Below are 25,087 nucleotides of genomic sequence, written 5' to 3' on the forward strand. Positions count from 1 at the left end.
GGGTGCCGCCGCAGCGACCAGCACCGGTCACCGGCGACACCGGCGAGCGCACGGACCCAACCGGCCAGGAGTCATGCGCCCGTCCGCGCATCGTGCACGCACTCACGTCTGGGAGCGATCAGCAGCGCAGCCGGCCGAGCACGGATACGTCGATCACTCGGGGGTACAGAGGCCCTGTCGTCACGGTGGGGGGTGTTGTCGATCATGTCCGATCCGGTCGCGGAGCTGAACCGGCTGCTCTACGCGGCCACGCCCACGGAACGCCGCGCCATCCTGCGAGCGGCCCTCCCGTTCCTCACTCGATGGATGGTCGAATCCGTCGACTCCTGCGCCGAAGACCACGATGCGGACGCGCTCCAGTGGCCGCTGACGGTGGCCACCGAACTGCTCGTTCCGCTCGGTGCTGCCGTGCATCGCGTGCTGGCCGAGCCCCCGCCGGTACCGCGGCAGGACCGCCGGGCACCGACCGATCCCGCCTGAGCCACAAGGCCCGCGCCTCATGTGGCCGTGCCGGTGAGCCGTTTCAGTTGCGCAACGGCCTCGGCTCGCACCAGGTCCGACTGGATCTCGATGCGGTTCGGACCGGATCTGCTCGCGAGTTCGGCGACCCCGACCGCTGGAACGGTCCCCGGTTCGCGCGGCGCTCCGTAGCCCACGACGGCGATGCCGGCGATGACCATGGCCGAGAGGCACATCGCGCACGGAGCCGCGTTCGTGTACAGGCGGAACCCTGTCAACGTGACCGTGCCGGCAGCGCGACAGGCCGCCCTGATGGCATTGATCTCTGCGTGGGCGAGCGGATCCCTCCATTCGGCCACCCGGTTGCGTTCACGCACGACGACCACGCCGTGGGCATCGACGACGACGGCGCCGAAGGGCCGGTTGCCCGCAGCAGCGGCCTCTTCGGCGAGCCGCATCGCCTCCCGTACGTGGGATTCCGGTCCCCTGGCCGCAGCGGCACCGTCGCTGTCGCCGTCAGACATTCGGCCTCCCCGCCGTCTGAAGCGTCGAAACATCCGGGGGTGCGCGGCGCGCCGGTCTGCTGACGTCACTCCAGTTTCAGCTGACGCCCGAGGGTGACGTCGGCGACGATACGCGCGGCGACATCGCGGACCTTCGTGTTGGTGCGTTTGCTCATGCGGACCATCGCCTCGAACGCCTCGTCCGGGCTACAGCGGCGAGCAGTCATGATCATGCCCTTGGCGATGTCGATGGTCGGCCTGCTCTGCAGCGCCCGCTGCAGGTGGAGCGCGTTGACCTGCAGCTCGTGCCTGAGCTCGAGCTCGTGAAGGACAGCCGCCATGGCGGCGCCGAGTGTCTCCACACGGGTCGCGAACTCGTGGTCGGACATCGCCGCGGGCGCGTAGACGTTCAGCGTGCCGAAAGGGACCCCGCCGACCGTGAGCGGCGTGGCGACGAGCGCACGAGCCTCCAGGTCCGTGGCGAGCCGGCTCAAGATCGGCCAGCGCGGGTCACTGGCCAGGTCGGCAGCTGTGACCGTGCGCAGCTCGTCCCAGGCCGACTGGCTCGGTCCCTGCGCGGCCATCGTCTGAGCGCCGTCGAGGCTCTGGGCCAGCTTGGTCGTCGTCGCCACCGCATCCGGTTCGGCCGGTGGGCCGAGGGTCACGCTGACCGCTGTATCGTCCCCGAGCGCCACTGCGCAGATATGCGCGGCCGAGTGCAGGATGTCGCGGACGCGGCCGGCATGCAGCGGGAGCTGCGTGAGTTGCACCAGCCCCGTCGCGAGGCGAGTGGTGGACTCCTCGTGACGAGGCAGCATCCCCGCCTCGCCGTCGAGTACCAGCCAGGTGACCTCGGTCTCGCCGGCCGTTCCACTCGCGGTCACCGTCCCGAGCAGCTCGACGGCGATCAGCTCACCTCGGCGGGTTCGGATCCGCACCGACTCCTGGATGAGCTGACCTGGCACGAGCTCGTCGTTGAGCGCCCGACGGACCTGCGACCGGGACTGCGGCTCGATCAATACCTGCAGGGGCTTGCGCAGCAAGCGGTCGATCCGGACGCCCAGCAGGCCGGCCGCCACGGCGTTCACCACGGTGATGAGGCCCTGACCATCGGTGACCACTGCGGCCACCGGTAGCAGGGCGATCAACCGCTCGTACTGCCAGCGGGTGCTTTGCTGCGTGCTGACCAGCCGCTCCAGCTCCTCTTGCTGGGCGCGCACCTCTTCGTCGGCGACCCGGAGCTCCTCGTGGGCCGTTTGCAGGTCGGCCAGGTACTGCAGACGCAGGTCGGGCTGCCCCTCGACGGCAGCTCCGTCGCCTCCCAGCCGGTCGATCTGCGCGCGCAGGCTGGCAAGCTCGCGTTCGAAGAACGTCGGCGGCCCCGTCGCCAGCGTCGGCTGTGCCGTGTCCTCCCCACTCATGGCCGAGTGGGTACCCAGGCCATGGTCCGGCCAAACGAGGGTACGGTGTGGCCAACGGAGCCTACGGAGTCGAGGCGAATTCCGATGATCACCAGCGATGTCGTCGTGGTCGGCGCGTCCGCGGGTGGGGTCGAGGCGCTCAAGGAATTCGCCTCGTCGCTCCCCGCCGACTTTCCGGCGGCGGTCCTCGTGGTACTGCACGTGCCTGCCACCGGAACGAGCGTTCTGCCGCAGATCCTCGATCGCGCCGGGCCGTTGCCCGCCAGGCACGCGCGCAACGGCGACACGCTCGAATCCGGAACGATTCTCGTCGCCCCGCCCGATCACCACCTGGTGGTGTACGACCACGCGGTCACCCTCTCGCGGGGACCGAAGGAGAACGGACACCGGCCCGCCGTCGACGTGCTGTTCCGTACCGCGGCCCGTGTGCTCGGGTCGAGGGTGGCGGGCGTCGTGCTCTCCGGGTCACTCGACGACGGTGCGGCCGGCATGGTCGCCGTCACCCTGCGCGGCGGTCACGGCGTCGTCCAGGATCCCGACGAAGCCCTGCACTCGAGCATGGCGCTGGCCGCCCTCGAGGCTGCTCCCGGATGCCTGAGCCTTCCGGTGGGAAAGATCCCGGCCCACCTCGTGGCGCACTTCGCCGACCGGCCGGTGGCTGCCGAGCCGCCGGCCTCGCCACTCATGGAAGCGGAGAGCGCCATGGCCAAGATCGATATGAAAGCGCTGAACGACCCGGAGCGGCCGGGTCGGGCCTCGGGGTACTCCTGCCCGGACTGCGCCGGATCGCTGTTCGAGATCGAGGAGGGCGGCCTGCGCCGCTTCCGGTGCCGGGTCGGTCATGCCTGGTCTCCGCAGAGCCTGGCCGCGGAACAGTCCGCCTCCCTCGAGGGCGCACTCTGGATGGCGCTGCGCGCGTTGGAGGAGAAGGCAGCGTTCACGCTCGCTTCCAGCCGGCGCGCCCGCGATCAGGGTCGCGAACTCACGGCCGGACGGTTCGAGGACGACGCCGGCGACGTGCAACGCGCCGCCGCGATCGTGAGAGACCTCATCGCCACCTTGGATGTGGGCAGCGCCTACGATGCCCTGGACGCGGCCGAGCAGGCCACCTGATCCGGAAGGATGCGGCCGTGCCCGCAGAGACTGACCCGGCGTTCGAAGCGCTCCTCGGTTTCCTGCGCGACGAACGCGGCTTCGACTTCACCGGCTACAAACGCGCAAGCCTGATGCGCCGCGTGCGCCGGCGGATGGAGTCGGTGGGCATCGACGACTACGAGGAGTACCACGACCATCTGACGGTGCATCCCGAGGAGTTCACCGCACTCTTCAACACCATTCTCATCAACGTCACCAGCTTCTTCCGCGACGCCGACGCCTGGGACCACCTGCGAGAGCGCGTCCTGCCGGATCTGCTGGCCCGCCGCGACGAGCAACCACTGCGGGCGTGGAGCGCGGGCTGTGCCTCCGGCGAGGAGGCCTACACGCTGGCCATGGTCTTCGCCGAGGTGCTGGGCGTCGAGGCGTTCCGGGAGCGAGTCAAGATCTACGCCACAGACGTGGACGAGGAAGCGCTGTCCGTCGCCCGGGCGGCCGCCTACTCCGAGCGCGACGTCCAGAACGTTCCCGAGAAACTGCGCCAGCGGTACTTCGAGCAGCATGGCCAGCGCTACTTGTTCCGCAAGGAGCTGCGCCGCTCGGTGATCTTCGGCCGCAACGACCTCGTCCAGGACGCGCCGATCTCGCACGTCGACGTGCTGGTGTGCCGCAACGCGCTCATGTACTTCACCGCCGACGCCCAGGCCGGCATGTTGCAGCGCATGCACTTCGCGCTGCGACCCGACGGCGTGCTCTTCCTCGGCAAGGCCGAGATGCTGCTCAGCCACGCCGACCTGTTCCGAGCCGTCGACCTGCGTCAGCGGTTCTTCCGCAAGACCATCACGGAGAACCCCGACCGGCGCTTCGTCGCGGCGGCGGCGCACCCACGGGCCAGGAACGGCGAGTCGGCGCAGCTCGGCGCTCTGCGCGACGCCGGCTTCATGTCGTCGGCCGCCGCGCAGCTGGTCCTCGATCCCGAGGGCAGGCTGGCGATGGCCAACAATCGCGCCGGCAACCTGTTCGGCCTCACGTCACGCGACGCCGGACGGCCGATCCAGGACCTCGAGATCTCCTATCGCCCCATCGAACTGCGCAGCCATCTGGACGAGGCAGCCAGCCGGCAACGCCACGTGTGGGTCCGCGACATCACCTGGCACCGTCCCGGCGGCGATGCGCTCTTCATGGAGTTGCAGGTGGTACCGCTGCACGACGAGTCGGGCACCGCCATCGGCACCACCGTCATCTTCCACGACGTCACCCACCACCGCCAGCTGCAGGACGAGCTGTCCGCCTCGACCCGGCGGCTCGAGACGGCATACGAGGAACTGCAGTCCACGAACGAGGAACTCGAGACCACCAATGAGGAGCTCCAGTCGACGGTCGAAGAGCTGGAGACCACCAACGAGGAACTCCAGTCCACGAACGAAGAGCTGGAGACGATGAACGAGGAGCTGCAGTCGATGAACGACGAGCTCCGCGTCACCAATGACGCCCTACGCGAGCAGCAGGATCAGGTCACCCGGCTCAACTTCTTCATGACGTCGGTGCTCAGCAGCATCGACAACGGCGTCGTGGTCGTCGACGGCGCCCTCACGGTGCTCGCATGGAACAGCAAGGCTGCGGACCTCTGGGGAGTCCGGACCGATGAGGCCGTCGGCGTGCCGCTGTTCGCGCTGGACATCGGGTTGCCGCTGGAACAGCTCGTACCGATGCTCAAGCGGCAACTGGTGAACGACGGCGACCACGAGACCATCACGATCGACGCGGTGAATCGCCGCGGCCGGCCGGTCGCCGTCCACGTCACCGCGACCCCGATGCGGCTGGAACCGGACGACACTCCAGGCGCCATTCTGGTGATGGACGTGATCGAGCCCCCCGGCGGCCAGCCGCCGGCGGAGTCCGACAGCCCGCTGGTCGATGGTTTCGGCAACTCATGAGATGGCGTCGATTCCGCGGCGTGCCCCAGGCCCTTCGCGGGTATGGGCGCCCGGACTGACCCGCGTTCAAACCACGTGCCGGGTTCGTCGCTCCACCTTGGGTGAGCCGCACTACCTGGGGCGCGGCTCACCCAAGCCCGGCGCCACGTGCACGCCGATGGCTACACCGGTCGCGCCGAGCTCGTGGCCGACGAAGACCGTGGCGTCGTCGTCGGTGCGACCGTCGTCGGCCAGGACGTCGCCGAGCTCCTGCACGCGGCGACCCTCGCGATCGTCGGCGAGGTCACGATCGACCGGCTCTGGCACGCGGGGCCCGCGTACCCCGCCGTCAGCGAGATCTGGCCGAGACTCCTCGAGACCTACGGCCGGATCGCCGGCCCGGCGGCGGTCGCCACCGCCGAGGCGCACCTCACCGCGTCCTGACACCGGCGTCCGCGTCGGTGAGATCCTCCGGGTTCGGCAGGCCGGAGAGGAACCGGAACGATGCGAGCGTGACCAGCGTCGCCGCACCGCCGGCGATCAGGAACGGGGCACGCAGATCGATCCGGCCCAGGACCCCGCCCACCAGCGATCCGAGGGGCATGGTGCCCCAGAGCAACGTGCGCCAGGTGCCGTGCACACGGCCCAGCAGGCGGCTCGGGATCGCGGCCTGGCGCAGCGACATGACCAGGATGTTCCACACCGTCGTGCCGCCTGCGGAGAGGAGATAGCCGAACGCGACCACGCCGAGCACCGGGACTGCGCCCATCAGGACCAGCGCCGCCAGCGCCACGGTCTGCGCCACGGCCATCACCGGCCCGGCCCGGTACCGCTCCTTCAGCCGGTTGGCGAGCGCGGCGGCGCCGAGGGAGCCCACCGCGCCGGCCAGGATGAACCCGCCGTACCACGCCTCCGGCAGCCCGAGCCGGTTCAGCACGTAGAGCACCATCGTCGCCGTGGCGGCCGAGAACAACAGGGCGATCACCACGCTGATCATCCAGAGCTTGCGCAGCATCGGGTTGCCCATGAGGTAGCGGAACCCGTCGCTGAACTGCCGGTACCAGGCGATGTGTGGTTCGCCGGTCGGGTCCGTGCGGTGAGCGCCCGCGGCCGCGACGGGGAGGAACACGGCCAGGATGCCGGCGACCGCGTACGTCAGGGCGTTGATCCCCAGCGGTATCACCACGGAGACCGCGAACAGCGCCGAGGTCAGCGGGCCGGACAGGAAGCGCTCGACGACGATCTCCCCCGCCTCGACCCGGGAGTTCGCCCGTGGCAGGTCCGGCGTGGCGACGATCGAGGGCAGGACCGCCCGGATCGCGCCGTCGTAGATCGTCTCGAACACCCCGTAGACGAACACGACGACGTAGAGCCACCAGATCGTCAGCCCGTCGGTGGCGAACAGCACCAGCAGGAGCACCGAGAGAAGCGCCCGCGCCCCGTTCGCCAGGGTCATGGCACGTCGCCGGTCGATGCGATCCAGCAGGATCCCGGCCGGGATGGCGAAGATCAGCCACGGCAGCATCGCCACCGCGGCGATGCCGGCGACCAGCAGCGGATCGTCGGTCAGCCGCGCCGCCAGCAACGGAGCCGCGACCCTCGCGATGCCGTCGCCCAGGCTCGAGCTGACGTTCGCCGCCACCACGTTCCTCAACGCCCGCCCGAGCGGCTGCCGCTTGCCCACAGCGGGAGCCTACGGGTCGGACCGCGCACGCCCCGGCGGCGCTCTGCTGCCAGCAGAACCGGCCGCGACCGGGGTCCGTCGGCACGCCTCAGCGCGCGTTCGGTCGCCACCTTGCGGGAGAACCACGTCGCCGAGCCGGCCGACGCGGTCATCCGCGCGGCGGAGGAGCGGCCTCGACAAGGGAATGGCGGCGACTCTCAGGCGTCGTCAGCCGGCACGCCGTTCCCGGCCTCGATCGCGTCGAGGTCTCGGACGGCGTAGCGGTGGTGCTCCCACTCCTCTTCGAGGATGGTGTGCAGGCACGAGAGCGTGGTCTCGGGGTATTCGGGCGCCCACGGATTCCGCCGCGCCGCGGTCAGGTCGTCCGCTGTGACGGCGGCGAGGAAGTCGCGCACCATCGCGACGCGTCCCGCTCGGACCTCGAGGACCTCCGCGAACGACGGCGCGGTCGTCGTGAAGACCGACATGTCGTTCCCGTCGGCTTCGTACTCGGCGTTCGGCCGGCCGATGGGATGGAACGGCTGCTCGATGTCCAGGATCGCCCGTCGCAGCCACGTGTCCGTGGCCATGACGAGGTGGCGCAGCGTCTGCGCGAACGACCACTCCCCCGCAACCGACACATCGGCAGTGCCCGCGGGCATGGTCGCGACGCGATCGAGTGCCGCCGTCCAGGCGCGTTCGATCATGGCCCAGGCGGCACGCAGGCCATCCGGATCCTCGGCGCGCCTGTCGGCGCGGCCGGGAAAGCGGCGGTTGAGCTCGGCCTCGACGAACGGCGCCACGTCCACGCCGTTGACGAGCAGGGAGATCTCGCCGGACAGCAGCCATGGCGCGTCGATATCGGCCCCATCCAGCTCGACGGCGCGCATCACCACACCGGAGAGATCGGTCCGGACGAAACGCGACCCGCTCAGGTTCGCATCGACGAACTCCGTCCCTCGCAGGTCACCGGACCGGGTCGATGCCGTCATGGCAGGAATCCTCGCAGGTGGAACTCAGCCGAACGCGAGGTCATGCCCCAGCGACGATCACCAGGTCGTTGCCCTCGGGGTCGGCGACCCGCCAGCGATCCTCCGACGCGTCGAGGAGCCGGCCACCGGCTGCGACGGTCGTGGCGAGGCGCGTCTGCGCGAGGTCCGAAGGCACCGCGAGCTCGACGTGGATGCGGTTGCGCTGCCGGCGCCGCGCCGTCTCCGACGCATCGATCTCCTGGAACACCAGCTCCGGGTTCAGTCGCCGCGGATCGTGGATGTCGTTGACCCAGGCTCGCCGGTCGTCGGTGTAGCCGAGTGCGGCGGCCCAGAACGCGCGGACGGCGGCGACGTCGGCGGCGTCGAGGAAGAGCTGAGTGAAGCGCGGCAGCCATGGATCCGCAGTGGCCCCGAGCTCGCGGGCAGCGGTCTGGAGGTCCGCGGCGAGATCGGTGAAGTCGAGCTCGAGGCCGTGGGCGTCGTCCACCCACTGGTCCTTGCCACTGTCGATGATCACGAGCCCGGGGCGCAGGTCGACCAGCAACGGGAAGCCGGTGGCGTCGGCCAGCGCCGCTGCCGCGGCGGCCAGGTCACGCTGCTGCGCCGGCGAGGTGACGCGGTAGCACGCCATCGCGCTGAACACTGCCTGCCAGTCGGCCGTGCCGATGCTCTCGCCGAGCGCCGCGCCGGGCACCAGGTCGACCTCGTTGCCGTCGGGGTCGGTGTGACAGACCCCGAACGGTCCCGATGCCTCACCGAGACCCGCCTGCTCGACCGCCGCGGCCGGCCGCACCACGTCGAGGTGGATGCGGTTGCGCAACGGCCGCGGCTCGGTCGACTGCCGGATCCGGATCGCGGGGTCGCGCCGCAACGGGTCCGTCAATCCGCCGTCGTCCCCAGGGGCGTAGTCGAGCGCGCGCTGCCAGAACCGCCTCACCCCAGACGGGTTCGCGGATTCGAACACGACGCTCAGGTGCTGCAGCACGGCAGGGTTCGCGGCAAGTCCGAGGTCCCGTGCGGCCCCCGACACCGCCTCGGCGTGCTCGTCCGAGTCGAGGCGCACCCGCATGCCTGTCGCGCGCAGGTCGACCACGATCTCGGCCGACAGCTCCGCGATGCGCCCGGCCAGCGCAGCCCCCTCGATCAGAGAAGGCACGTCGAACCATGCCGCCGCAACGCCGTCGACCACCCGCCAATCCGTTCCGAGCTCCGTCATGCCCGGCACTGTAGAGCCGATTGCGGACGATCGGTCGACGGTGCCCCGCGCGGTGGTGGGGTTCGAGGGTTGCCGGGCTCCACGAGGCCACTGTTCGCGCGCCGTCACGCCGCCCGCAGGTACAGCACCGCGGGTCCGTCGAACGGCGCGGTGAACGTGACGGGCCCGGGCACGGCGACCTCGACGGCGTCGGCGTCCGCCGCGACACGCCGGCTCACGTCGAACCACTCCGCCCGCCACCGGCCGGGTGCGAGGTCGACGGTGAACGGCGTGCCACCGGACGGTTCGAGCGCGAGGACCTCGCGGCCGGGAGCGACCAGCGCGTATCCGGTCGACGCGGTGTCGGTGCGCGGCTGGGTGTCGGCCAGTGACAGCCGCTCGGCGTAGCGACGGGTGTCGCCCATCGCGTACCGGGCCGCCTCGTAGTACTCGAAGGGCGGGACGCCGGCCTCCGGGTCAGCGGTGCCGGTCGGCTCGAGGCCGCCGATCAGCCCGAAGTCCATGAGGATCGGATGGTGGCCGCGCAGGAACGACTTCCACGCCCACAGCGCGTCGGCGCTTCCGGGGGCGTAGTGGTCGGTGTCGCTGATCACCACCTTGCGGCCGTCGGCGACCGGCGGATCGGCGAACCAGCGCGAGGGCTCCGCGCCCGGGTCCATCGGGTGGCGGCCGTCGGTGAACCGGTCGTCGTCGTAGCCCGGGGAGATCCAGTCGGCCCGGCTGGCGAGGAGCGGTTCGTTGACCCTGGTCTGGTCCCGGACCGGGAACTGCATCGTCATGCCGATCGGGTGCGGGTCGTAGCCGCGGTCGCGCTCGTGCTGCCGGACGACGTCGATCACCCAGTACTGCCAGGCGGTCGAGTCACCCCACGACGGAACCTCCTTCATCCCCAGGTACTCGGCGAACTCCTGGCTCACCGCACCGTCGCCGGTGGACTCGTTGGCCACCTCCCACAGCACGTTCGGCAGGTCGTGCAGCGTGTCGACGACCTCGGTGACGAACGCCCGCTGAATCGCCTCGACGCGCGGGTCGAGCGGCAGCACCTGCAGGTCGTCGATCGACTCCGCGGACACCCCGTTGACGTTGTTGAGGGCGTGGAACGGATGCCCCTCGATGTGGTCCGGCGGCGGGCTCAGGTGCAGGGCCCACCCGTCGAACAGAAGCACGTCGACGTAGACGCCGGCCTCGCCCGCCCGCACGACCCGCTGACGCAGCCGGTCGAAGAACGCCTCGTCGAATCGCTCGAGATCGAACCGCGGTCTGCCGTCCTTGGCGGTGCCCGGCCCGGTGCGGGCCCATGGCTGCGGAGACATGTCGAGGTGGTAGTTGCCGCCGGCCGCCTGCGACCGGAACTGCTCCCAGCGCCACAGCCGGATCAGGTTGTGGCCGCGGTCGGTGAGGAAGCGCAGGTAGGCGTCGAAGTCGATCCGCTCCGGCACGTCGGGGGCCTCGGCGCCGGGACCCATGCCGTCCTGCAGGTTGTTCCAGATGTGCGATCCGGTCAGGTAGACGGCCCGGCCGGTGTCGTCGTCGCGGTGCGCGAAGTAGCGCGGGTTGCGGGCGGACACGACCAGCGGGCCGGGGCCGATCGAGGTGTCGGAGATCATCGATGCTCCTCGGGTCGGGCTCGAGACGGACGCTCGAGGTCGGTGCGATCAGCCTCGGCGTGACAGCGACCCGGAACATCTGCCAGGTGGCCGAACCCCGACGGCAGGTGGCCGACCTCGCCGGCAGGGAGCCGAACCTCGCCGCCCGGTGGCCGACGTGGCCGGCAGGCGGCCGGGCCTGGCAGGATGAGGCCCCGATGACCGAGCAGCCAACGACGCGCCCCTCGGCGGGACGCGGCCTCCCGCGGCCGGCGACGTCGTTCGTCGGGCGCGCCGACGACGTGCGGGTCGTGACCGGCCTGGTCGCGCGCGATCGCCTCGTAACGCTGGCCGGCCCCGGCGGTGCCGGCAAGACGCGGCTGGCGATCGAGGTGGCCCGCGAGCTGACTCCCGCGTTCCCGGACGGCGTCTGGTGGGTCGAGCTGGCCGGCCTGTCCGACGGCTCGGCGGTGGCCGGCGCCGCGGCAGAGGTCACCGGTGCGCTGGTCGATCCCGGGCGCGGTCCGCTCGCCTCCCTCGCGGCGCACCTGGCCGGCCGGCGTGCGCTGCTGTGCCTGGACAACGCCGAGCACCTCGGCCACGAGGTCGCCTCGGTGGCCGATGCCGTCGTGCAGGCCGGCCCGGCCGTCCTGGTCACCAGCCGCGAGCCGTTGCGGCTGGGCGGCGAGCAGGTCTGGCGAGTGCCTCCGCTCGGCGACGAGGAGGCGGTGACGCTGTTCCTCGAGCGGGGAGCGCTGGTCCGCCCGTCGTACCGCCCGGATCCGGCCGGCGCCGCGGCGATCCGCGCGATCGTCCGGCACCTCGACGGGATCCCGCTGGCGCTCGAGCTGGCGGCCGCCTGGCTGGGCACGCTGTCCGCCGAGCAGATCCTCGCGGGCCTGGACGACCGGTTCCGGCTGCTCGTCAGGGGTCCGCGCAACGCGCAACGCCGGCAGCAGACGCTCGCCGCCTCGATCGGCTGGAGCCATGCGCTGCTCGACGAGGTCGACCGGGCGCTGCTGCGGAGGCTGTCGGTGTTCGCGGGGCCGTTCCCCCTGGACGCGGCGACGGCGGTCGGCAACGGCCCGCCGGTCCCGGCCGGTGATGAGCTGGCGTCGCTCGCACGGCTGGTCGACGCGTCGCTCGTGATGACCGAGGAGCACGCCGGAGAAGTGCGCTACCGGCTGCTCGAGACGATCCGGGCGTTCGCCGGCGCCCGGCTCGGGGAGACGGACGAGGACACCGTCGTCCATGGCCGGCACCTGCGGTACTACGCGGGCCTCGTCGAGGCCGCGGACGCCTGGCGCGAGGCCGAGCCCGACCGGTGGCAGGCGACGCTCCAGCGGGAGTACGCCGATTTGCGCGCGGCACTGGGCTGGGCGCTGGACGGCGGTGACCCGGACACGGGGCGGCGCCTGGCGGCATCGATGGCGTGGCTGTGGCACCTGGACCGGCGCGGCACCGAGGGCGTCGCCTACCTTCGCCGGGCCATCGGGCTCGCTCCGGACGAGCGCACGATCGTGCAGGCGCGGCTGCTCACCGGGCTGGCCCTCGTCCTGGACACCGCGGCCCCGCTCGACCTGGAGTACGACGCGGCGACCCGCGCCCTGGAGCTGGCGACGGAGCTCGGTGACGACGACCTTCGCGCGCTGTGCCTCGACCTGGCCGCCGTCGGGGCCTGTTACACCGACTTCGACCAGGCCTGGGAGCTGGCCGAACAGGCCGCCGCCGCGGCCCCGGCCGCCGACGGGCTGGCGGCGCTGAGCAGCCGTGCGGTGCAGGCGCTGGTCCTGCATCACCGCGACCGGCACGCCGAGGCGGACTCCGTCCTCGACGACATCGTCCCGGCGCTGGTCCGTCAGCATCGTGGCATCGCCGCCACGATGCTCGGCTTCCAGGCCACCGGCGCGCTGGCCACCGGTGACGTCGATCGGGCCCGGATGCTGGCCGCCGAAGGGCTGCGCGTCGCCCTGCCGCTCGGCGACATCCTGCGGGTCGGGATGGCCCGCGCGGTCCAGGCCGTCGTGCACATCCGGGCGGGCGATCCGGACGCCGCCGAGGAGGTGCTCGAACCGCTGCTGCGACTGGCCGGAGACGACGACGTGTTCGTCCCGGGCCTGCCGTACGCCCTCGGCCTGCTCGCCGTCCGCCGTGACGACCCGGCCGCCGCGGCCGGCTGGTTCCGCCGGGGCGCGGCCGCCTCCGATCGAGGGGTGGACTCCTGGATCGCGGCGCAGTCGCTCGCCGAGCTCGGCGCCGTCCTGGCGGCGGCCGGGGACGCGGCGGATGCGACCGTCGCGCTGGAGCGTGCGGTGGCCACCGCGTCCCGGCTCGGCATGCCGCGGGTCCGGTCGGTCGCCCGCCTGGCTCAGGCCGAGCTCGCCGCGGCGACCACCGACGGCGCGTCGCAGGCCGTCGAGCTGGCCCACGACGCCCTGACCCACCAGGCCGGACACGGCCTGCGGGCCGGCCTGCCCGACGCGTTGGAGGCCCTGGCCCGGCACGGGTCGGCGATCCGGTCCACGCCCGACGACGTCCGCGTGCTCGGCGCCGCCGACGCGGCCCGCTCGGCCCTCGGCCTGCCGCGGCCCCCGGGTCAGCAGCGGCTGTTCGTCGCCACTCTGGCCGGGCTCCGGGCGACGCTCGGCGCGGACGCCGCCGACACGGCCTGGCGCGAGGGAGCTGGGCTCGGCCTCGACGAGGCGGTCGGCTTCGCCCGCCGCGCTCGTGGCCCGCGCGGCCGGCCGGCGAGCGGCTGGGCCAGCCTCACCCCCACGGAGCTGGAGGTCGTCGCACTGGTGGCCGAGGGCTTCAGCAATCCCGAGATCGCCGCCCGGCTGCTGATGGGCCGGGGCACGGTCAAGACCCACCTGGCGCATGTCTTCAGCAAGCTCGAGGTGGCCAACCGAACCGAGCTGGCGTCCCTGGCCAGCGCCCGAGCACGCGGCTGACCTGCGAGAAGGCGGCCGCCGGTCAGCACGAGAACAACGGCGTGGCCCGCCGGCTCGACCGGAGCGGGCCGGCCGGGCCTATGCTGACTGGTGACGAGGGGTTGTCATGGATGCCGGCTCGACGTGCGCGATCGTCGCCTACCGCGGTGTCTCGGCCGACGAGGCCGAGATCTTCCGGTTCGTGCTGTCCCAGATCCCCGACGTCCGCACCGTCACCGTCGGCTCCGCGCTCGGCCAGGTACCGGGCCCGGGCGGCGTCCAGACCGTCGATGCCACGTTCGACGAGGTCGGCGACCCGGAGATCGTCGCCGTCCCCGGGGGCGTCGGAGCCGACAACCACCCCGAGATCGCCGCCTGGCTGCGCCGCGTGTCACCGCGATGGCTGCTCGCCAGCTCGACGGGGTCCACTCTGCTGGCGTCGGCCGGCCTGCTCGACGACGCCACCGCGGCCACGCACTGGCTGGCCGGCCCGCTCCTCGAGCGCTACGGCGCGCACGCGTCGCACGAGCGGCTGGTCATCGACGGGCCCGTCATCACCTGCTCCGGCGGCCCGGCCGCGTTCCAGGCCGCGCTGATCGTCGCCCGGACCTACGGCGGCACCGACCTCGTCGCCCGCATCGGCGCGACCGCAGTGGCCGCACGCACGGAACGGGTCCGGCCGCCGCACCGGAACCTCTGGGCCCGGCTGACCGGCGCGCTCCGGGGCCGCGAGCCCGCACCGCCGCAGCCGACTTCGCTCGACCGCGCCTTCGGCGACATCGAGACCCTCGACCTCGGGGCGTTCACCGCCCTTCCCGATCGCCGCGACGAGGAGCGCTGAGGCATCCCGTCATGAAGGCCGTCACCGTTCATGATCGCGCCGCCGGGATCGGCGGGCTCGCGCTGACGGACCTGCCCTATCCGCATGCCGCCGAGAACGACGTCGTCGTGCGCGTCCACGCCGCCGGGTTCACGCCCGGAGAGCTGGAGTGGCCCGCCACCTGGACCGACCGCAACGGCCACGACCGGACGCCGAGCGTTCCGGGACACGAGCTCTCGGGCGTCGTCGCGGAACTCGGGTACGGAACCACCGGTCTCACCGTCGGTCAGCGGGTGTTCGGCCTGACCGACTGGGCCCGCGACGGCGCACTGGCGGAGTACACCGCGGTCGAGGCCCGCAACCTCGCCCCGCTGTCCGCCGACATCGACCACACCGTGGCCGCCGCACTGCCGATCTCCGGACTGACGGCGTGGCAGGCCCTGTTCCGCCATGGCCGGCTCGAGGCCGGGCAGAGCGTGCTCGTCCACGGCGCCGCGGGCGGGGTGGGGTCGATCGCGGTGCAACTCGCCCGCGACGCGGGCGCCCGGGTCATCGGTACCGGCCGGGTCCGCGACCGCGACACCGCCCTCGGTCTGGGCGCGGACACGTTCCTGGATCTGCAGTCCGATCGGCTGGAGGACGCCGGCGAGGTCGACCTCGTGTTCGACGTCATCGGCGGCGAGATCCTCGACCGCTCCGCCGCGCTGGTGCGTGCGGGCGGCACCCTCGTCACCATCGCCGAGCCGCCCCGGGTGCGGCCCGGCGACGGCCGGGCCGTCTTCTTCGTCGTCGAGCCGGATCGCCGTCAGCTCGCCGGCCTCGCCCGGCGCGTTCGCGACGGCCGGCTCGCCCCGATCGTCGGCGCCGTGCACACCCTCGCCGAGGCGCCGTCGGCCTTCGATCCCGGCAGCCGGACTCCCGGCAAGACGATCATCCGCGTCGCCTAGCGGCGAGGAGCGACTGCCGCAGCTCGCGCCGGGTGCTGACGCCCACCTTGGCGAAGACCTTGCGCAGGTGCCACTCCACCGTCCGCGGGCTGAGGAACAGCGCGGCGCCGATCTCGGGATTGGTCAGGCCGTCGGCGGCGAGGCGCGCGATATGGGCCTGTTGGTGCGTGAGGTCCGCGGGCGTCGTGTCCACCGGCCGCGGCCGGAGCATCTCACCGGTGGCCGCCAGCTCGCGCCGGGCCCGCTCGGTGAAGACGCCCACCCCCATCGACGACAGGGCGTCGTGGGCGGACCGGAGCTGCGTGCGCGCTTCGGCGCGCCGGTCGACGCCGGCGCGGCGCAGCCACTCGCCGTAACGGAGCCGGGCCCGGGCGTGCTCGACGCGGAGGGTGGTACGGGCCAGCCGCTCGATCGACTCGCGGAAGGCGTCCTCGGCGTCGGCCCCAGCGAGCAGGAGGGCGCGCCGGCCGGCTTCGACGGCGAGGGCCGCCTCGGTGCCGCTGGCCCGGGTGAAGGACGTGAGCTGCTCGAACGCGCTATGAGCGGTGTCGGTGTCGCCGGCTCCGACGGCGGCCTCGACCAGCTCGGCGAGGGCGAACTTGGGCGGGCCCAGCTCCAGCGGCGAGCCGGACGCGAGGCGGGCGGCGCGCTGCGCGTCGTCGTAGCGGCCGAGGGCGTTCGCGCTCACCGCCTGGAACCAGCCGACCATGTTGAGCCCGACCCCCTCGCCGCGTGCCGCGATGTCGCTCAGCAGCCGGCCGAAGCCGCGCTCCGCCGCCGCGGTGTGCCCGCGCATCGCGTCGAGGCAGACGGCGCCGTACGGAAGCATCGTGTTCTGCCCGCCGGTCACGTCGGCCATCCAGTGGCTCTCCGCCACCAGGGCCGCGGCCTCATCCAGGTCGCCGCTGTACAGGTCGTAGATCACCCGGCTGGTGAGCGCGACCGGCAGCACGCTCAGCGCCCCGATGTCGCGGGTGGCCTCGAGATGCCGCCGGGTCAGGACGTCCCAGTTGCCGTCGTCCCAGAGGTCACAGGCCACGCAGGCCGCCAGCCAGGCGAAGCGGACCGCCTCGTCCATCGTCAGCTCGTCGGCGCCGAAGGCGCCCACGGTCGCCAGCAGGCCCGGCGCCGCGACGGCATGGCCGTCGGTGAACAGCACGGCGATGCCCTGGAGAAGACGATCCGGCCTGGCCGGCGACGGCGGCAGCGTCAGCCCGCGCATCGCGGCCGCCACCTGGCCCATCCCGAAGCCGGCCCCGGAGTCGCTCCCGGCGGCCAGCCGGCCGGCGAACATGGCCGCGGCGAACGCGTCGAGGTAGGTCTCGCGTGCGAGCGACGGGTCGGACGCCTCCAGCCGCGCGGCGGCGGCGAGCAGCAGCGGGAGCGCGGTGTTCCCGTGCTCGGAGTAGGCGGAGATCTGCGCGGCCAGCAACTGGACCTGCGCCTGCTCGGGCTCCCGCAACGGCCCGGCCTGCGCCGCGGCCAGCAGCGTCTGCGCCTCGCCGAAGGCGCCGGCGGTCACCTTCGCCCGGGCCGCCGCCAGCGACCGGCGGGCCGCGCGTGCCGGATCGGGCGTCAGTGTCGCGGCCGCCTCCAGGAACGCCGCGGCCGCCGCGGCGCCACCGCGGCCGAGCGCCCGATCAGCCGACTCCTCCAGCTCCGCCGCGACCGCCTCGTGCGGACCCTCGGCCGCACGGGCCCGGTGCCACGCCCGCCGGTCCGGGTCCTCGGCCGGGTCGGTGACCTCGGCGAGCGCGCCGTGCGCGGCCCGCCGCGACAGCGGAGACGCGGCCCGGTACACGGCCGAGCGGACGAGGGGGTGCCGGAACACCACCCGGTGCTGCAGGTCGAGCAGCCCGCCGGTCTCCGCAAGTGCCCCCTCCCCGAGGCCCAGCCGCTCCGCCGCCTGCCATAGCAGCCGGACGTCGCCGACCGGCTCGGCGGCGGCCAGCACCACCAGCTGCCTCGACTCGGCCGGCAGCGCCTCCAGCCGGCGCAGGAACCCCTGCTCGAGGCGGCCCGTCAGGGTCGGGTCGAGAGCCGGAACGGCATCGGGCCCGAAGGACAGCGCGGCCGACGACACCTGGAGCGGCAGCTCGATCAGGGCCAGCGGATTTCCGTGCGCCTCGGCCAGGACGCGGTCGCGCACCCGCACGTCGAGCCGGCCGGCCACCGTCGTCTCGAGGAGCGCCGCCGCATCGCGGCCGCTGAGCCCGCCCAGCACCAGGTCCGGCAGCCCCGCGAACGTGGCCGGCGACCCGACGGTGTCGCGGGTCGCGAAGACGAGCGCCACTCGCTCCGCATGCAGCCGGCGGGCGACGAACTCCAGGGTCTGCGCCGACGCCTGGTCCAGCCAGTGGGCGTCGTCGACGACGCAGATCAGCGGCTGTTCCTCGGCGGCCTCCGAGAGCAGGCTCAGCACCGCGAGCCCGACCACGAACCGATCCGGCGGCGGGCCGGGCCGCAGCGCGAACGTCGTGCCCAGGGCCGCCCGCTGCGGCGCCGGCAGCCTGTCGAGCCCGGACAGGAAGGGGCGGCAGAGCTGGTGCAGGCCCGCGAAGGCCAGCTCGAACTCCGACTCGACTCCGGCCGCCTGCCCCAGCCGGCACCCGTCGGCCTGGTCGGTCAGCTGATCGAGCAGGGCGGTCTTGCCGATGCCGGCCTCGCCGCGCAGGACCAGAACCTGGCCGCGCCCCGCCTTGACGTCGGTGACGAGGGCGCTCAGGACCTCGCGCTCACGGTCGCGTCCGATCAATGCTCGCTGAGAGGACATGCGGTCTCCTGTCCTAGCTCGGCGACGAGAGCGTCGGCCCGCGGACGTCGCGCAGCTCCCGGCGCGCGGAGATCCCGAGCTTCGCGAACACCTTGCGCAGGTGCCACTCCACGGTGCGCGGGCTGATGAACAGCTCCGCCCCGATCTCCGGGTTGGTCAGCCCTTCGGCCGCGAGCCGGGCGATGTGCAACTCCTGCGCGGTGAGGTCGTGCCTGGTGTCGTCGCTGCGCTTGCGGACGGTCTCGCCGGTGGCCGAGAGCTCACGGTGGGCACGCCCGGCGAACGCCTCGACTCCCATCGCCGTCAGCGCGTCGTACGCGGTGCGCAGCTGGTCGCGTGCCTCGAGCCGGCGGCCCGCGCGCCGCAGCCACTCGCCGTAGAGCAGCTGCGCCCGGGCCAGCTCCGTACGAACGGCGGTGCGCCCGAGCCGGTCGATCGCCTCGCGGTACCGGTCCTCGGCCGCACCACCGTCCAGCAGCTGCGCCTCGGATCGCGCCGCCACGCCCAGCGCCCAGTCGGTGCCGCTGGCGCGGGTCATCTCGGTGAGCTGCCCGACGGCGGCGGCCGCGGTCTCGCGCTCCCCGGCCCGGACGGCGGCCTCGATCAGCTCGGCCAGCCCCCAGGTCCCCACCGCCATCTCCTCGGGGTGGGCGGCGGCCAGCCGGCCGTCCTGGCAGGCCTCGCGGTAGCGGCCCAGTCCGTTGCAGAGCATCGCCTGGGCCCAGTGCACCAGGGAGACGCCGATGCCGGCGCCGCGGGCGGTCGATTCCTTCAGCGCCGCGGCCAGCAGCGGGGCCGCCTCCTCCTCGCGGCCGCGGAACGCGGCGAGGCCGACGGCGCCGTACGGCGGCAGCGGTGCCTCGACCGCCTCGGTGACGGCGCCGATCTCCTCGACCAGCGCCGCGGCGGCGGCGAGGTCGCCGGCGAACAGGTCCACGAAGACCCGCGTGTTCAGCGCCAGCGGCAGCGCGCTGAGCGCTCCGGCCTCGCGGACGAGCCGCAGGTGGCGGTCGGTCATGCGGTCCCAGGCGCGCTCGTCCCACAGGTCGTTGCCCACGACGGCGGCGAGCCACAGGAACCGCACTCCCTCCTCCAGCGAGAGGTCGCTGTCGTCGAACGCGGCCGCGGCGCGCGCGAGCGACGGCACGGCGGCCACGTACCCGTCGGCGTACAGCGCCGCCATGGCCTGCAGCAGCAGGTCGCCGGGACGCGGCCGGGCCGGCATCCGCGCGCGTCGCGCGGCCCGCGCCACCTCGGCCGCTCCCCCGCCGGGCGCGAGCCGGCCGGCGAACAGCGCGGCGGTCAACGCGTCCAGGTGGCAGTCGAGCGCGAGCTCGAGATCGAGCGGCTCCAGCCGGCGCGCGGCGGCCACCAGGAGCGGCAGTGCCTCGTTGCCCCGCTCGGAGGCGAACTCGAGCTGGGCCCGCAGGACGTCGAGGCGGGCCCGCTGCAGTGCCGTCGGCGGCTCGTACGCGGTCACCGTCAGCAGGTCCCGTGCGGCGTCGAAGCTGCCCGCGTTCATCAGCGCCCGGGCCGCGTCCAGCTCGCGCCGGACCCGGACCGCGGCGTCCGGCGTCAACACCGCCGCCCGCTCCAGGAACGCCGCCGCGGCGGCCAGCCCGCCGTGGGCCAGCGCGTCACCCGCGCAGCGCTCCAGCTCCGCGGCCACCGCCTCGTCGGGACCGGTGGCCGCCTGGGCACGGTGCCAGGCCCGCCGGTCCGGGTCCTGCTCCGGGTCCGTGGCGTCGGCGAGCGCCCGGTGCGCCGCCCGCCGCGCGGACGCCGTCGCCGACCGATACGCCACCGAGCGCACCAGCGGATGCCGGAACCGCACCGTGTCGCGCAGCTCCATCAGCCCCGCCTCCTGGGCCGGGCCGGCGGCGCCGGGTCCCACGCCGAGCGACTCCGCCGCTCGCCACAGCAGCGCGACGTCGCCCAGCGGCTCCGCGGCGGCGACGGCCAGCAGCAGCCGGCACGGATCCGGCAGCAGCCCGAGCCGGCGCCGGAAGCCCTCCTCCATGCGCCCGATCAGCGTCGCGACATCGCCCGGCTGCGGACCGAACGCCAGTTCCGCCGCCGAGTACAGCCGCGGCAGCTCCAGCAGCGCGAGCGGGTTGCCGTGCGTCTCGGCCAGGATCCGGTGCCGCACCCTCGGGTCCAGCGCGCCAGTCACGGCGAAGGCCAGCAGCTCACCGGCCTCGCCGTCGGGCAGTCCCCGGACGGCCAGCCGCGGCAGGCCGGCCCAGGGCCGCTCGGCCGTCCCCGTCCGGACGGCGACGACGAGCGCGACGGACTCCGCCGCCAGCCGCCGGGCCACGAAGGTGAGGGCCTGGACCGAGGCCTGGTCCAGCCATTGGGCGTCGTCGACCAGGCAGACCAGGGGCTGCTCCCGGGCAGCGTCGGCGAGCAGCGACAGCGCCGCGAGCCCGATGAGGAAGCGGTCCGGCGGCCCGCCGGAACGCAGCCCGAACGCGGTGCCCAGGGCGTGCGCCTGCGGCTCGGGCAGCCGGTCGAGCCCGTCGAGCAGCGGCCGGCACAGCTCGTGCAGGCCGGCGAAGGCGAGCTCCATCTGCGACTCGACGCCGGCCGCCCGGACCACCCGGCAGCCCGGGGCGTCGGCCAGCACACCCAGGAGCGCCGACTTGCCGATGCCGGGCTCGCCGTGCACGACGAGCGCAGCGCTTCGTCCCGCACGGGCGGCGTGCACCAGGCCCTCCAGGACCTCGCGCTCCTGCCGCCGTCCGCGCAGGCTGGGCGCTCGACCCTGCGGACCCCAGGACACGATCCCTCCACGAGACTGTGTACACGGTCCCACCGGGGATCGCGCCCACACAATGCCCCCGAGGGGTTCGGCTCACGAGTCCGCGAAGAAGTCGCGGCGCCATGCTGCCCGGCGCGCGCACGCCTTCACCCGCCGGAGCACCTCGCGGTCGGCTCCCGCGAGCCGGGCGGCGACGTCCTCGACCGCCGCGGTCTCGTGCGCGGTGAAGCGCAGGTCGCAGGCGTGCACGAACTCACGCCCCGCACCGTCGGCCCGGCCCCGGACCGAGGCGATGCTGACGGCGGGCGCCCGCGCGATCCGTGCCAGCACGGCGAGCCAGGCCGGCCACCCGGCCGGGCCGGCCAGGTAGACGCGGGGGTCGGCGCTGTCGAAGACGACCACGTTCAGGTCCGGGTCGGCCTCGATCAGGACGGCCAGCTCGGCCAGCTCGGCGATCATGCTCGCGGTCACCGTGTTCGACGGTGGATGGTCGAACGTCACCCGGCAGCAGCCGGTGCTGGGCCGCTCGACCCGCAGGCTGGTCCACGACGACGGCGGATGCCGGCCGTTCGGGGACGGGTCACCGCGGAGCACGCTCACCACCACAGCGTGGCCGCGGGCGCCCGCCGTCGCGCCCGTGGAATGCCCTGGCCGCACCCGGGGGACCAGGGGCCGGGCCAGGGTCCTCCACAGGGGCGACGTGCGGGGCGGACGAGCAGGGTGTGGGTGTCCCGATTCCCGTGACCTGCGCTCAGGAGGCGTCATGAGCACCATCGCCGACAACCCGTCCGACATCCGGCCGTTCCGGATCGAGATCCCCGAGGAGCAGATCGACGACCTGCGCCGGCGCATCGCGGCGACGCGCTGGCCCACCGGCGAGCTCGTCGCCGACCGGTCGCAGGGCGTGCAGCTCTCGACCCTGCAGGAGCTGGCCCGCTATTGGGCGAACGAGTACGACCTCGGCCGGCTCGAGCAGCGGCTGAACGCGCTGCCGCAGTTCACGACCGAGATCGACGGCGTCGACATCCACTTCGTCCACGTGCGGTCGCCGCACGAGGACGCGATGCCACTGATCATGACTCACGGCTGGCCCGGCTCGGTCGTCGAGCTGCTGGAGACCGTCGGACCGCTGACCGACCCGACCGCGCACGGAGGCCGGGCCGAGGACGCCTTCCACCTCGTGCTGCCGTCGCTGCCCGGCTACGGCTTCTCGGGCGAGCCCACCGACCGCGGCTGGGAGAACGGCCGGATCGCCGCCGCGTGGGCGACCCTGATGGAGCGGCTCGGCTACAGCCGCTACGTCGCCCAGGGCGGCGACGTGGGCGCCGCCGTCACCGACGCGATGGGTCGCCAGGCGCCCGCGGGACTACTCGGGATCCACATCAACCTGCTCGCCCTGGCCATCGCACTCAAGGACGTGCTGCCGGCGGAGACCGAGCCGGAGCGCGCCGCGCACGCCGCCCTGGCCACCTTCACCACGGACGGGTTCGGCTACTTCCTGGAGCAGACCACCCGGCCGCAGACGATCGGGTACTCGCTGCTGGACAGCCCCATCGGCCTGGCGGCCTGGATGCTCGACCACGACACCGACAGCTACTACAAGATCTCCCGCGCCTTCGTGGACAAGGAGCCGGCCGGCCACCTCACCCGCGACACCGTCCTCGACAACATCACGCTGTACTGGCTGACCGCCACCGGCGCCTCGGCGGCCCGGTGGTACTGGGAGTTCGGCCGGTTCCTGGCGGCCACGGCCGGCCAGGCGCCGCCGCCGGTCCAGGTGCCGGTGGGATTCACGGCGTTCCCGGGCGAGTTGTGGAACGCGCCGCGCAGCTGGGCCGAGACCGCCTACCCGGGCATCGCGTACTTCCACGAGGCCGACCGGGGCGGCCACTTCGCCGCCTGGGAGGAGCCGGAGGTCTTCGTCGACGAGGTGCGGGCGGCGTTCAGGGCGTCGCGCGCGGCAGGGTGATCGTCGCCGTCGTCCCCGTGGGGCCGCTGTCGATGCGGACCTGACCGTGCTGGGCGTCGACGAGGGCACGCACGACCGCCAGCCCCAGGCCTGACGTGCGGCTGGACCCGGTGGCGCGGGTGGTGGCGAACGGCTCGAACAGGTCCGCGAGCACCTCCGGGTCGATGCCGGGACCGTCGTCGGCCACGGTGAGGACGATCGTGTCGTCGTCGCCGCCGCGGGCGCTGACTCGCGCGCGGGTGCCGGGCGGGTTGTGCTCGACGGCGTTCGCGATGAGGTTGGCGAGGCACTGCTCGAGCCGGATCTGGTCGCCGAGGAGCACGTCGGGCGGCGGCGGCTCGACGGTGACGGCGGCGGCGTGCGGCAGGGCGTCCGAGCGGGCCTGCACGGCGCTGAACAGGTCGGGCAGGAACACCAGCTCGCGCCGCACGTCGATCTCGTCGCGGCCGCGGACGATGGCGGTGAGGTCCTCGAGCACGCGGCGCAGCCGGTCGAGCTCGTGCCGCACGATCGCCGCGTCGGCGGTGCCGAGCAGCTCGAGGTGGCCCTCGGCCACCGCCAGCGGCGTGCGTACCTCGTGCGAGATCGCGGCCAGGTAGCGACGCCGGCTGATGTCGCCCTGCTCGATCCGGGCGAGCATCTGGTTCAGCTCGGTGGCCAGCTCGGCGATCTCGTCCTCGGTGGCCGGCACCGGGACGCGGCTGGTGAGGTCGGCGGGCGAGATGGCCTTCGCCGCCGCGGAGACGTCGCGGACCGGGCGCAGCGTGCGGCGCACGACCAGCCAGAGGACCAGTCCACCGCCGGTGAGGGCGACGGCTCCCGCCACCGCCGCCCCGCGCAACACCGTGGCGGCGGTGTCGGTGGCGGGCGCGAGTGGTGCGGCGACGGTGACGGTGGCGGCGCCGGTTCCGGCCTCGTCGAGGACGGTCGCGTCGAGGACCCGCAGCGGGCCGGCCGCCGTGTCGAGCGAGCGGATGGTCCCCGGCTCGGTGGGCGGCGCATCGCGGCCGTACATGAGGGTGGCCACCCGGGACGGCCCGCCGGTGCTCTGCAACCGAGCGCCGTTCACCGTCACCAGCGACACGTGGCGGGCGCCGCTGGGACGCAGTGCCAGCGCCTGCCGGGCGGCCCTTTCGGCCTCCGGCCCGGACACAGTGCCGCCGGGCCCGGCCGCGGAGGAGAGCTGGTCGTCCAGCGCCGAGCCGAGTTGCGTCGCCTCGTCCTGCAGCAGGGCGTCGATGTCGGTGCGGCCGGACACCCGCACCATCTCATAGGTCAGCGCCGCCACCCCGCCGATCACCAGCGCCATCACCGCCAGCGACCGGACGACGACACGGCCGGTGAGGCTCACTCGAGCTCGGTTCCCGTCCCGAGCCGGTAGCCGGCGCCGCGGATCGTCTGGATGAGGTCGCCGCCGAGCTTGCGGCGCAGCTGGCTGATGTAGACCTCGACGACGTTCGACGCGCCCTCGAAGTCGTAGCCCCACACCCGGTCCAGCAGTTGCGTCTGCGAGAACACCTGTCCCGGGTGGCGGATGAGCACCTCGAGGAGGGCGAACTCGCGGGCGGTCAGCGTGATCGTGCGGCCGTCGACCGACGCGGTGTGCGCGCCGAGGTGCAGCATCAGCGGCCCGACCGCCAGCACGTCGCCGCGCCCCTGGTCGCCAGAGCGCAGGCGGGCCCGGATGCGGGCCAGCAGCTCGCTCATGCTGAACGGCTTGACCATGTAGTCGTCGGCACCGGCGTCGAGGTTGGCCACGCGGTCGCTCACGGAGTCGCGAGCGGTGAGCACGATGACCGGCACCGACGGGCGGCGCAGGCGCAGGCGGCGCAGCACCTCCTCGCCCGGGATCCCCGGCAGCCCGAGGTCGAGTACGACGATCTCGACCTCGGAGGACAGCGCCATGACCAGGCCGTCGATGCCGTCGTCGGCGACGATGACCTGGTAGCCGGCGCTCTCGAGGCCGCGGCGGACGAACGCGACGATGCCCGCCGCGTCCTCGACCAGCAGAATGGCCAACCTCGCCTCATCTTTCG

General features: G+C 73.4%; 18 protein-coding genes and 1 pseudogene. 8 read left to right on the plus strand and 11 right to left on the minus strand.

What is annotated here, in order from left to right:
* Positions 1-204: 204 nt before the first annotated feature.
* Positions 205-480, plus strand: coding sequence for a hypothetical protein (locus E1212_RS15410; protein ID WP_131983963.1), 276 nt, complete (start codon positions 205-207; stop codon positions 478-480).
* 17 nt (positions 481-497) lie between these two features.
* Here E1212_RS15410 and E1212_RS15415 read toward each other — a convergent pair whose 3' ends face one another.
* Both E1212_RS15415 and E1212_RS15420 read right to left on the minus strand, forming a co-directional pair.
* Positions 498-983 carry a deaminase gene (locus tag E1212_RS15415; RefSeq protein WP_162605488.1) on the minus strand — a complete coding sequence of 162 codons (486 nt, stop codon included), beginning with the start codon at positions 981-983 and terminating at the stop codon, positions 498-500.
* A gap of 65 nt (positions 984-1,048) precedes the next feature.
* The gene (locus tag E1212_RS15420; RefSeq protein ID WP_238992356.1) at positions 1,049-2,584 is read right to left on the minus strand and encodes an ANTAR domain-containing protein; all 1,536 of its coding nucleotides are present in this window, start codon (positions 2,582-2,584) and stop codon (positions 1,049-1,051) included.
* On the opposite strand from E1212_RS15420, the gene E1212_RS15425 reads away from it, so the two are divergent.
* From E1212_RS15425 to E1212_RS15435, 3 genes and pseudogenes are all read left to right on the plus strand, one after another.
* Positions 2,468-3,496 carry a chemotaxis protein CheB gene (locus tag E1212_RS15425; RefSeq protein ID WP_131983969.1) on the plus strand — a complete coding sequence of 343 codons (1,029 nt, stop codon included), beginning with the start codon at positions 2,468-2,470 and terminating at the stop codon, positions 3,494-3,496. The genes E1212_RS15420 and E1212_RS15425 overlap by 117 nt on opposite strands.
* 17 nt (positions 3,497-3,513) lie before the next feature.
* On the plus strand, positions 3,514-5,415 hold the full coding sequence (locus E1212_RS15430; protein WP_131983971.1) for a CheR family methyltransferase: 1,902 nt from the start codon (positions 3,514-3,516) through the stop codon (positions 5,413-5,415).
* Positions 5,416-5,562: 147 nt separating this feature from the next.
* Positions 5,563-5,838, plus strand: a pseudogene (locus E1212_RS15435) (hypothetical protein); the annotation flags it as partial.
* Here the strand turns inward: E1212_RS15435 and E1212_RS15440 are convergent.
* From E1212_RS15440 to E1212_RS15455, 4 genes are all read right to left on the minus strand, one after another.
* Positions 5,825-7,078 (minus strand): MFS transporter, encoded by a 1,254-nt coding sequence (locus tag E1212_RS15440; protein WP_131983975.1) that lies wholly within the window; start codon positions 7,076-7,078, stop codon positions 5,825-5,827. The pseudogene E1212_RS15435 and the gene E1212_RS15440 sit on opposite strands and share 14 nt — an antisense overlap.
* A 197-nt stretch (positions 7,079-7,275) precedes the next feature.
* The gene (locus tag E1212_RS15445) at positions 7,276-8,049 is read right to left on the minus strand and encodes a DinB family protein (RefSeq protein ID WP_131983977.1); all 774 of its coding nucleotides are present in this window, start codon (positions 8,047-8,049) and stop codon (positions 7,276-7,278) included.
* Positions 8,050-8,089: 40 nt separating this feature from the next.
* The gene (locus E1212_RS15450; protein ID WP_131983979.1) at positions 8,090-9,265 is read right to left on the minus strand and encodes a VOC family protein; all 1,176 of its coding nucleotides are present in this window, start codon (positions 9,263-9,265) and stop codon (positions 8,090-8,092) included.
* Between the two features lie 104 nt (positions 9,266-9,369).
* A complete protein-coding gene (locus E1212_RS15455) occupies positions 9,370-10,872 on the minus strand; it encodes a hypothetical protein (RefSeq protein ID WP_131983981.1) in 1,503 nt (500 codons plus the stop codon).
* 197 nt (positions 10,873-11,069) lie between these two features.
* On the opposite strand from E1212_RS15455, the gene E1212_RS15460 reads away from it, so the two are divergent.
* The 3 genes from E1212_RS15460 to E1212_RS15470 all read left to right on the plus strand — a co-directional run bounded on the left by E1212_RS15460 (position 11,070) and on the right by E1212_RS15470 (position 15,548).
* A complete protein-coding gene (locus tag E1212_RS15460) occupies positions 11,070-13,802 on the plus strand; it encodes a helix-turn-helix transcriptional regulator (protein WP_131983983.1) in 2,733 nt (910 codons plus the stop codon).
* A 106-nt stretch (positions 13,803-13,908) separates the two neighbouring features.
* Positions 13,909-14,622 (plus strand): DJ-1/PfpI family protein, encoded by a 714-nt coding sequence (locus E1212_RS15465; protein ID WP_131983985.1) that lies wholly within the window; start codon positions 13,909-13,911, stop codon positions 14,620-14,622.
* Positions 14,623-14,633: 11 nt separating this feature from the next.
* Positions 14,634-15,548 carry an NADP-dependent oxidoreductase gene (locus tag E1212_RS15470; RefSeq protein WP_131983987.1) on the plus strand — a complete coding sequence of 305 codons (915 nt, stop codon included), beginning with the start codon at positions 14,634-14,636 and terminating at the stop codon, positions 15,546-15,548.
* On the opposite strand, the gene E1212_RS15475 is transcribed toward E1212_RS15470, so the two are convergent.
* From E1212_RS15475 to E1212_RS15485, 3 genes are all read right to left on the minus strand, one after another.
* A complete protein-coding gene (locus E1212_RS15475; protein WP_131983989.1) occupies positions 15,532-18,321 on the minus strand; it encodes an AAA family ATPase in 2,790 nt (929 codons plus the stop codon). The genes E1212_RS15470 and E1212_RS15475 overlap by 17 nt on opposite strands.
* Before the next feature lie 13 nt (positions 18,322-18,334).
* Positions 18,335-21,103, minus strand: a complete 2,769-nt coding sequence (locus tag E1212_RS30780; RefSeq protein ID WP_275296176.1) for an AAA family ATPase — start codon at positions 21,101-21,103, stop codon at positions 18,335-18,337.
* Between the two features lie 72 nt (positions 21,104-21,175).
* Positions 21,176-21,682: an enoyl-CoA hydratase-related protein gene (locus tag E1212_RS15485; RefSeq protein ID WP_162605489.1), complete on the minus strand. Its 507-nt coding sequence runs from the start codon at positions 21,680-21,682 to the stop codon at positions 21,176-21,178.
* A 163-nt stretch (positions 21,683-21,845) separates the two neighbouring features.
* Here E1212_RS15485 and E1212_RS15490 point away from each other — a divergent pair, with 163 nt between their 5' ends.
* The gene (locus E1212_RS15490) at positions 21,846-23,051 is read left to right on the plus strand and encodes an epoxide hydrolase family protein (RefSeq protein WP_131983993.1); all 1,206 of its coding nucleotides are present in this window, start codon (positions 21,846-21,848) and stop codon (positions 23,049-23,051) included.
* Here the strand turns inward: E1212_RS15490 and E1212_RS15495 are convergent.
* Together E1212_RS15495 and E1212_RS15500 are read right to left on the minus strand one after the other, a co-directional pair.
* Complete coding sequence (locus E1212_RS15495; protein WP_131983995.1) at positions 23,026-24,402, minus strand: sensor histidine kinase; 1,377 nt, start codon at positions 24,400-24,402, stop codon at positions 23,026-23,028. The genes E1212_RS15490 and E1212_RS15495 overlap by 26 nt on opposite strands.
* Complete coding sequence (locus E1212_RS15500) at positions 24,399-25,070, minus strand: response regulator transcription factor (RefSeq protein WP_131983997.1); 672 nt, start codon at positions 25,068-25,070, stop codon at positions 24,399-24,401. Before E1212_RS15500 ends, E1212_RS15495 begins: the two co-directional genes overlap by 4 nt.
* Positions 25,071-25,087: the final 17 nt, after the last annotated feature.

The sequence above is a fragment of the Jiangella ureilytica genome (assembly GCF_004348545.1).
In the GTDB taxonomy this organism is placed as follows: Bacteria; Actinomycetota; Actinomycetes; order Jiangellales; family Jiangellaceae; genus Jiangella; species Jiangella ureilytica.

Excerpts from the sequence above, each read along its gene's own strand:
- E1212_RS15475 (WP_131983989.1), bottom strand. The coding sequence starts at position 18,321 with ATGTCCTCTCAGCGAGCATTGATCGGACGCGACCGTGAGCGCGAGGTC.
- E1212_RS15490 (WP_131983993.1), top strand. The coding sequence starts at position 21,846 with ATGAGCACCATCGCCGACAACCCGTCCGACATCCGGCCGTTCCGGATC.
- E1212_RS15415 (WP_162605488.1), bottom strand. The coding sequence starts at position 983 with ATGTCTGACGGCGACAGCGACGGTGCCGCTGCGGCCAGGGGACCGGAA.
- E1212_RS15470 (WP_131983987.1), top strand. The coding sequence starts at position 14,634 with ATGAAGGCCGTCACCGTTCATGATCGCGCCGCCGGGATCGGCGGGCTC.
- E1212_RS15460 (WP_131983983.1), top strand. The coding sequence starts at position 11,070 with ATGACCGAGCAGCCAACGACGCGCCCCTCGGCGGGACGCGGCCTCCCG.
- E1212_RS15410 (WP_131983963.1), top strand. The coding sequence starts at position 205 with ATGTCCGATCCGGTCGCGGAGCTGAACCGGCTGCTCTACGCGGCCACG.
- E1212_RS15465 (WP_131983985.1), top strand. The coding sequence starts at position 13,909 with ATGGATGCCGGCTCGACGTGCGCGATCGTCGCCTACCGCGGTGTCTCG.
- E1212_RS15445 (WP_131983977.1), bottom strand. The coding sequence starts at position 8,049 with ATGACGGCATCGACCCGGTCCGGTGACCTGCGAGGGACGGAGTTCGTC.
- E1212_RS15425 (WP_131983969.1), top strand. The coding sequence starts at position 2,468 with ATGATCACCAGCGATGTCGTCGTGGTCGGCGCGTCCGCGGGTGGGGTC.
- E1212_RS15455 (WP_131983981.1), bottom strand. The coding sequence starts at position 10,872 with ATGATCTCCGACACCTCGATCGGCCCCGGCCCGCTGGTCGTGTCCGCC.
- E1212_RS15450 (WP_131983979.1), bottom strand. The coding sequence starts at position 9,265 with ATGACGGAGCTCGGAACGGATTGGCGGGTGGTCGACGGCGTTGCGGCG.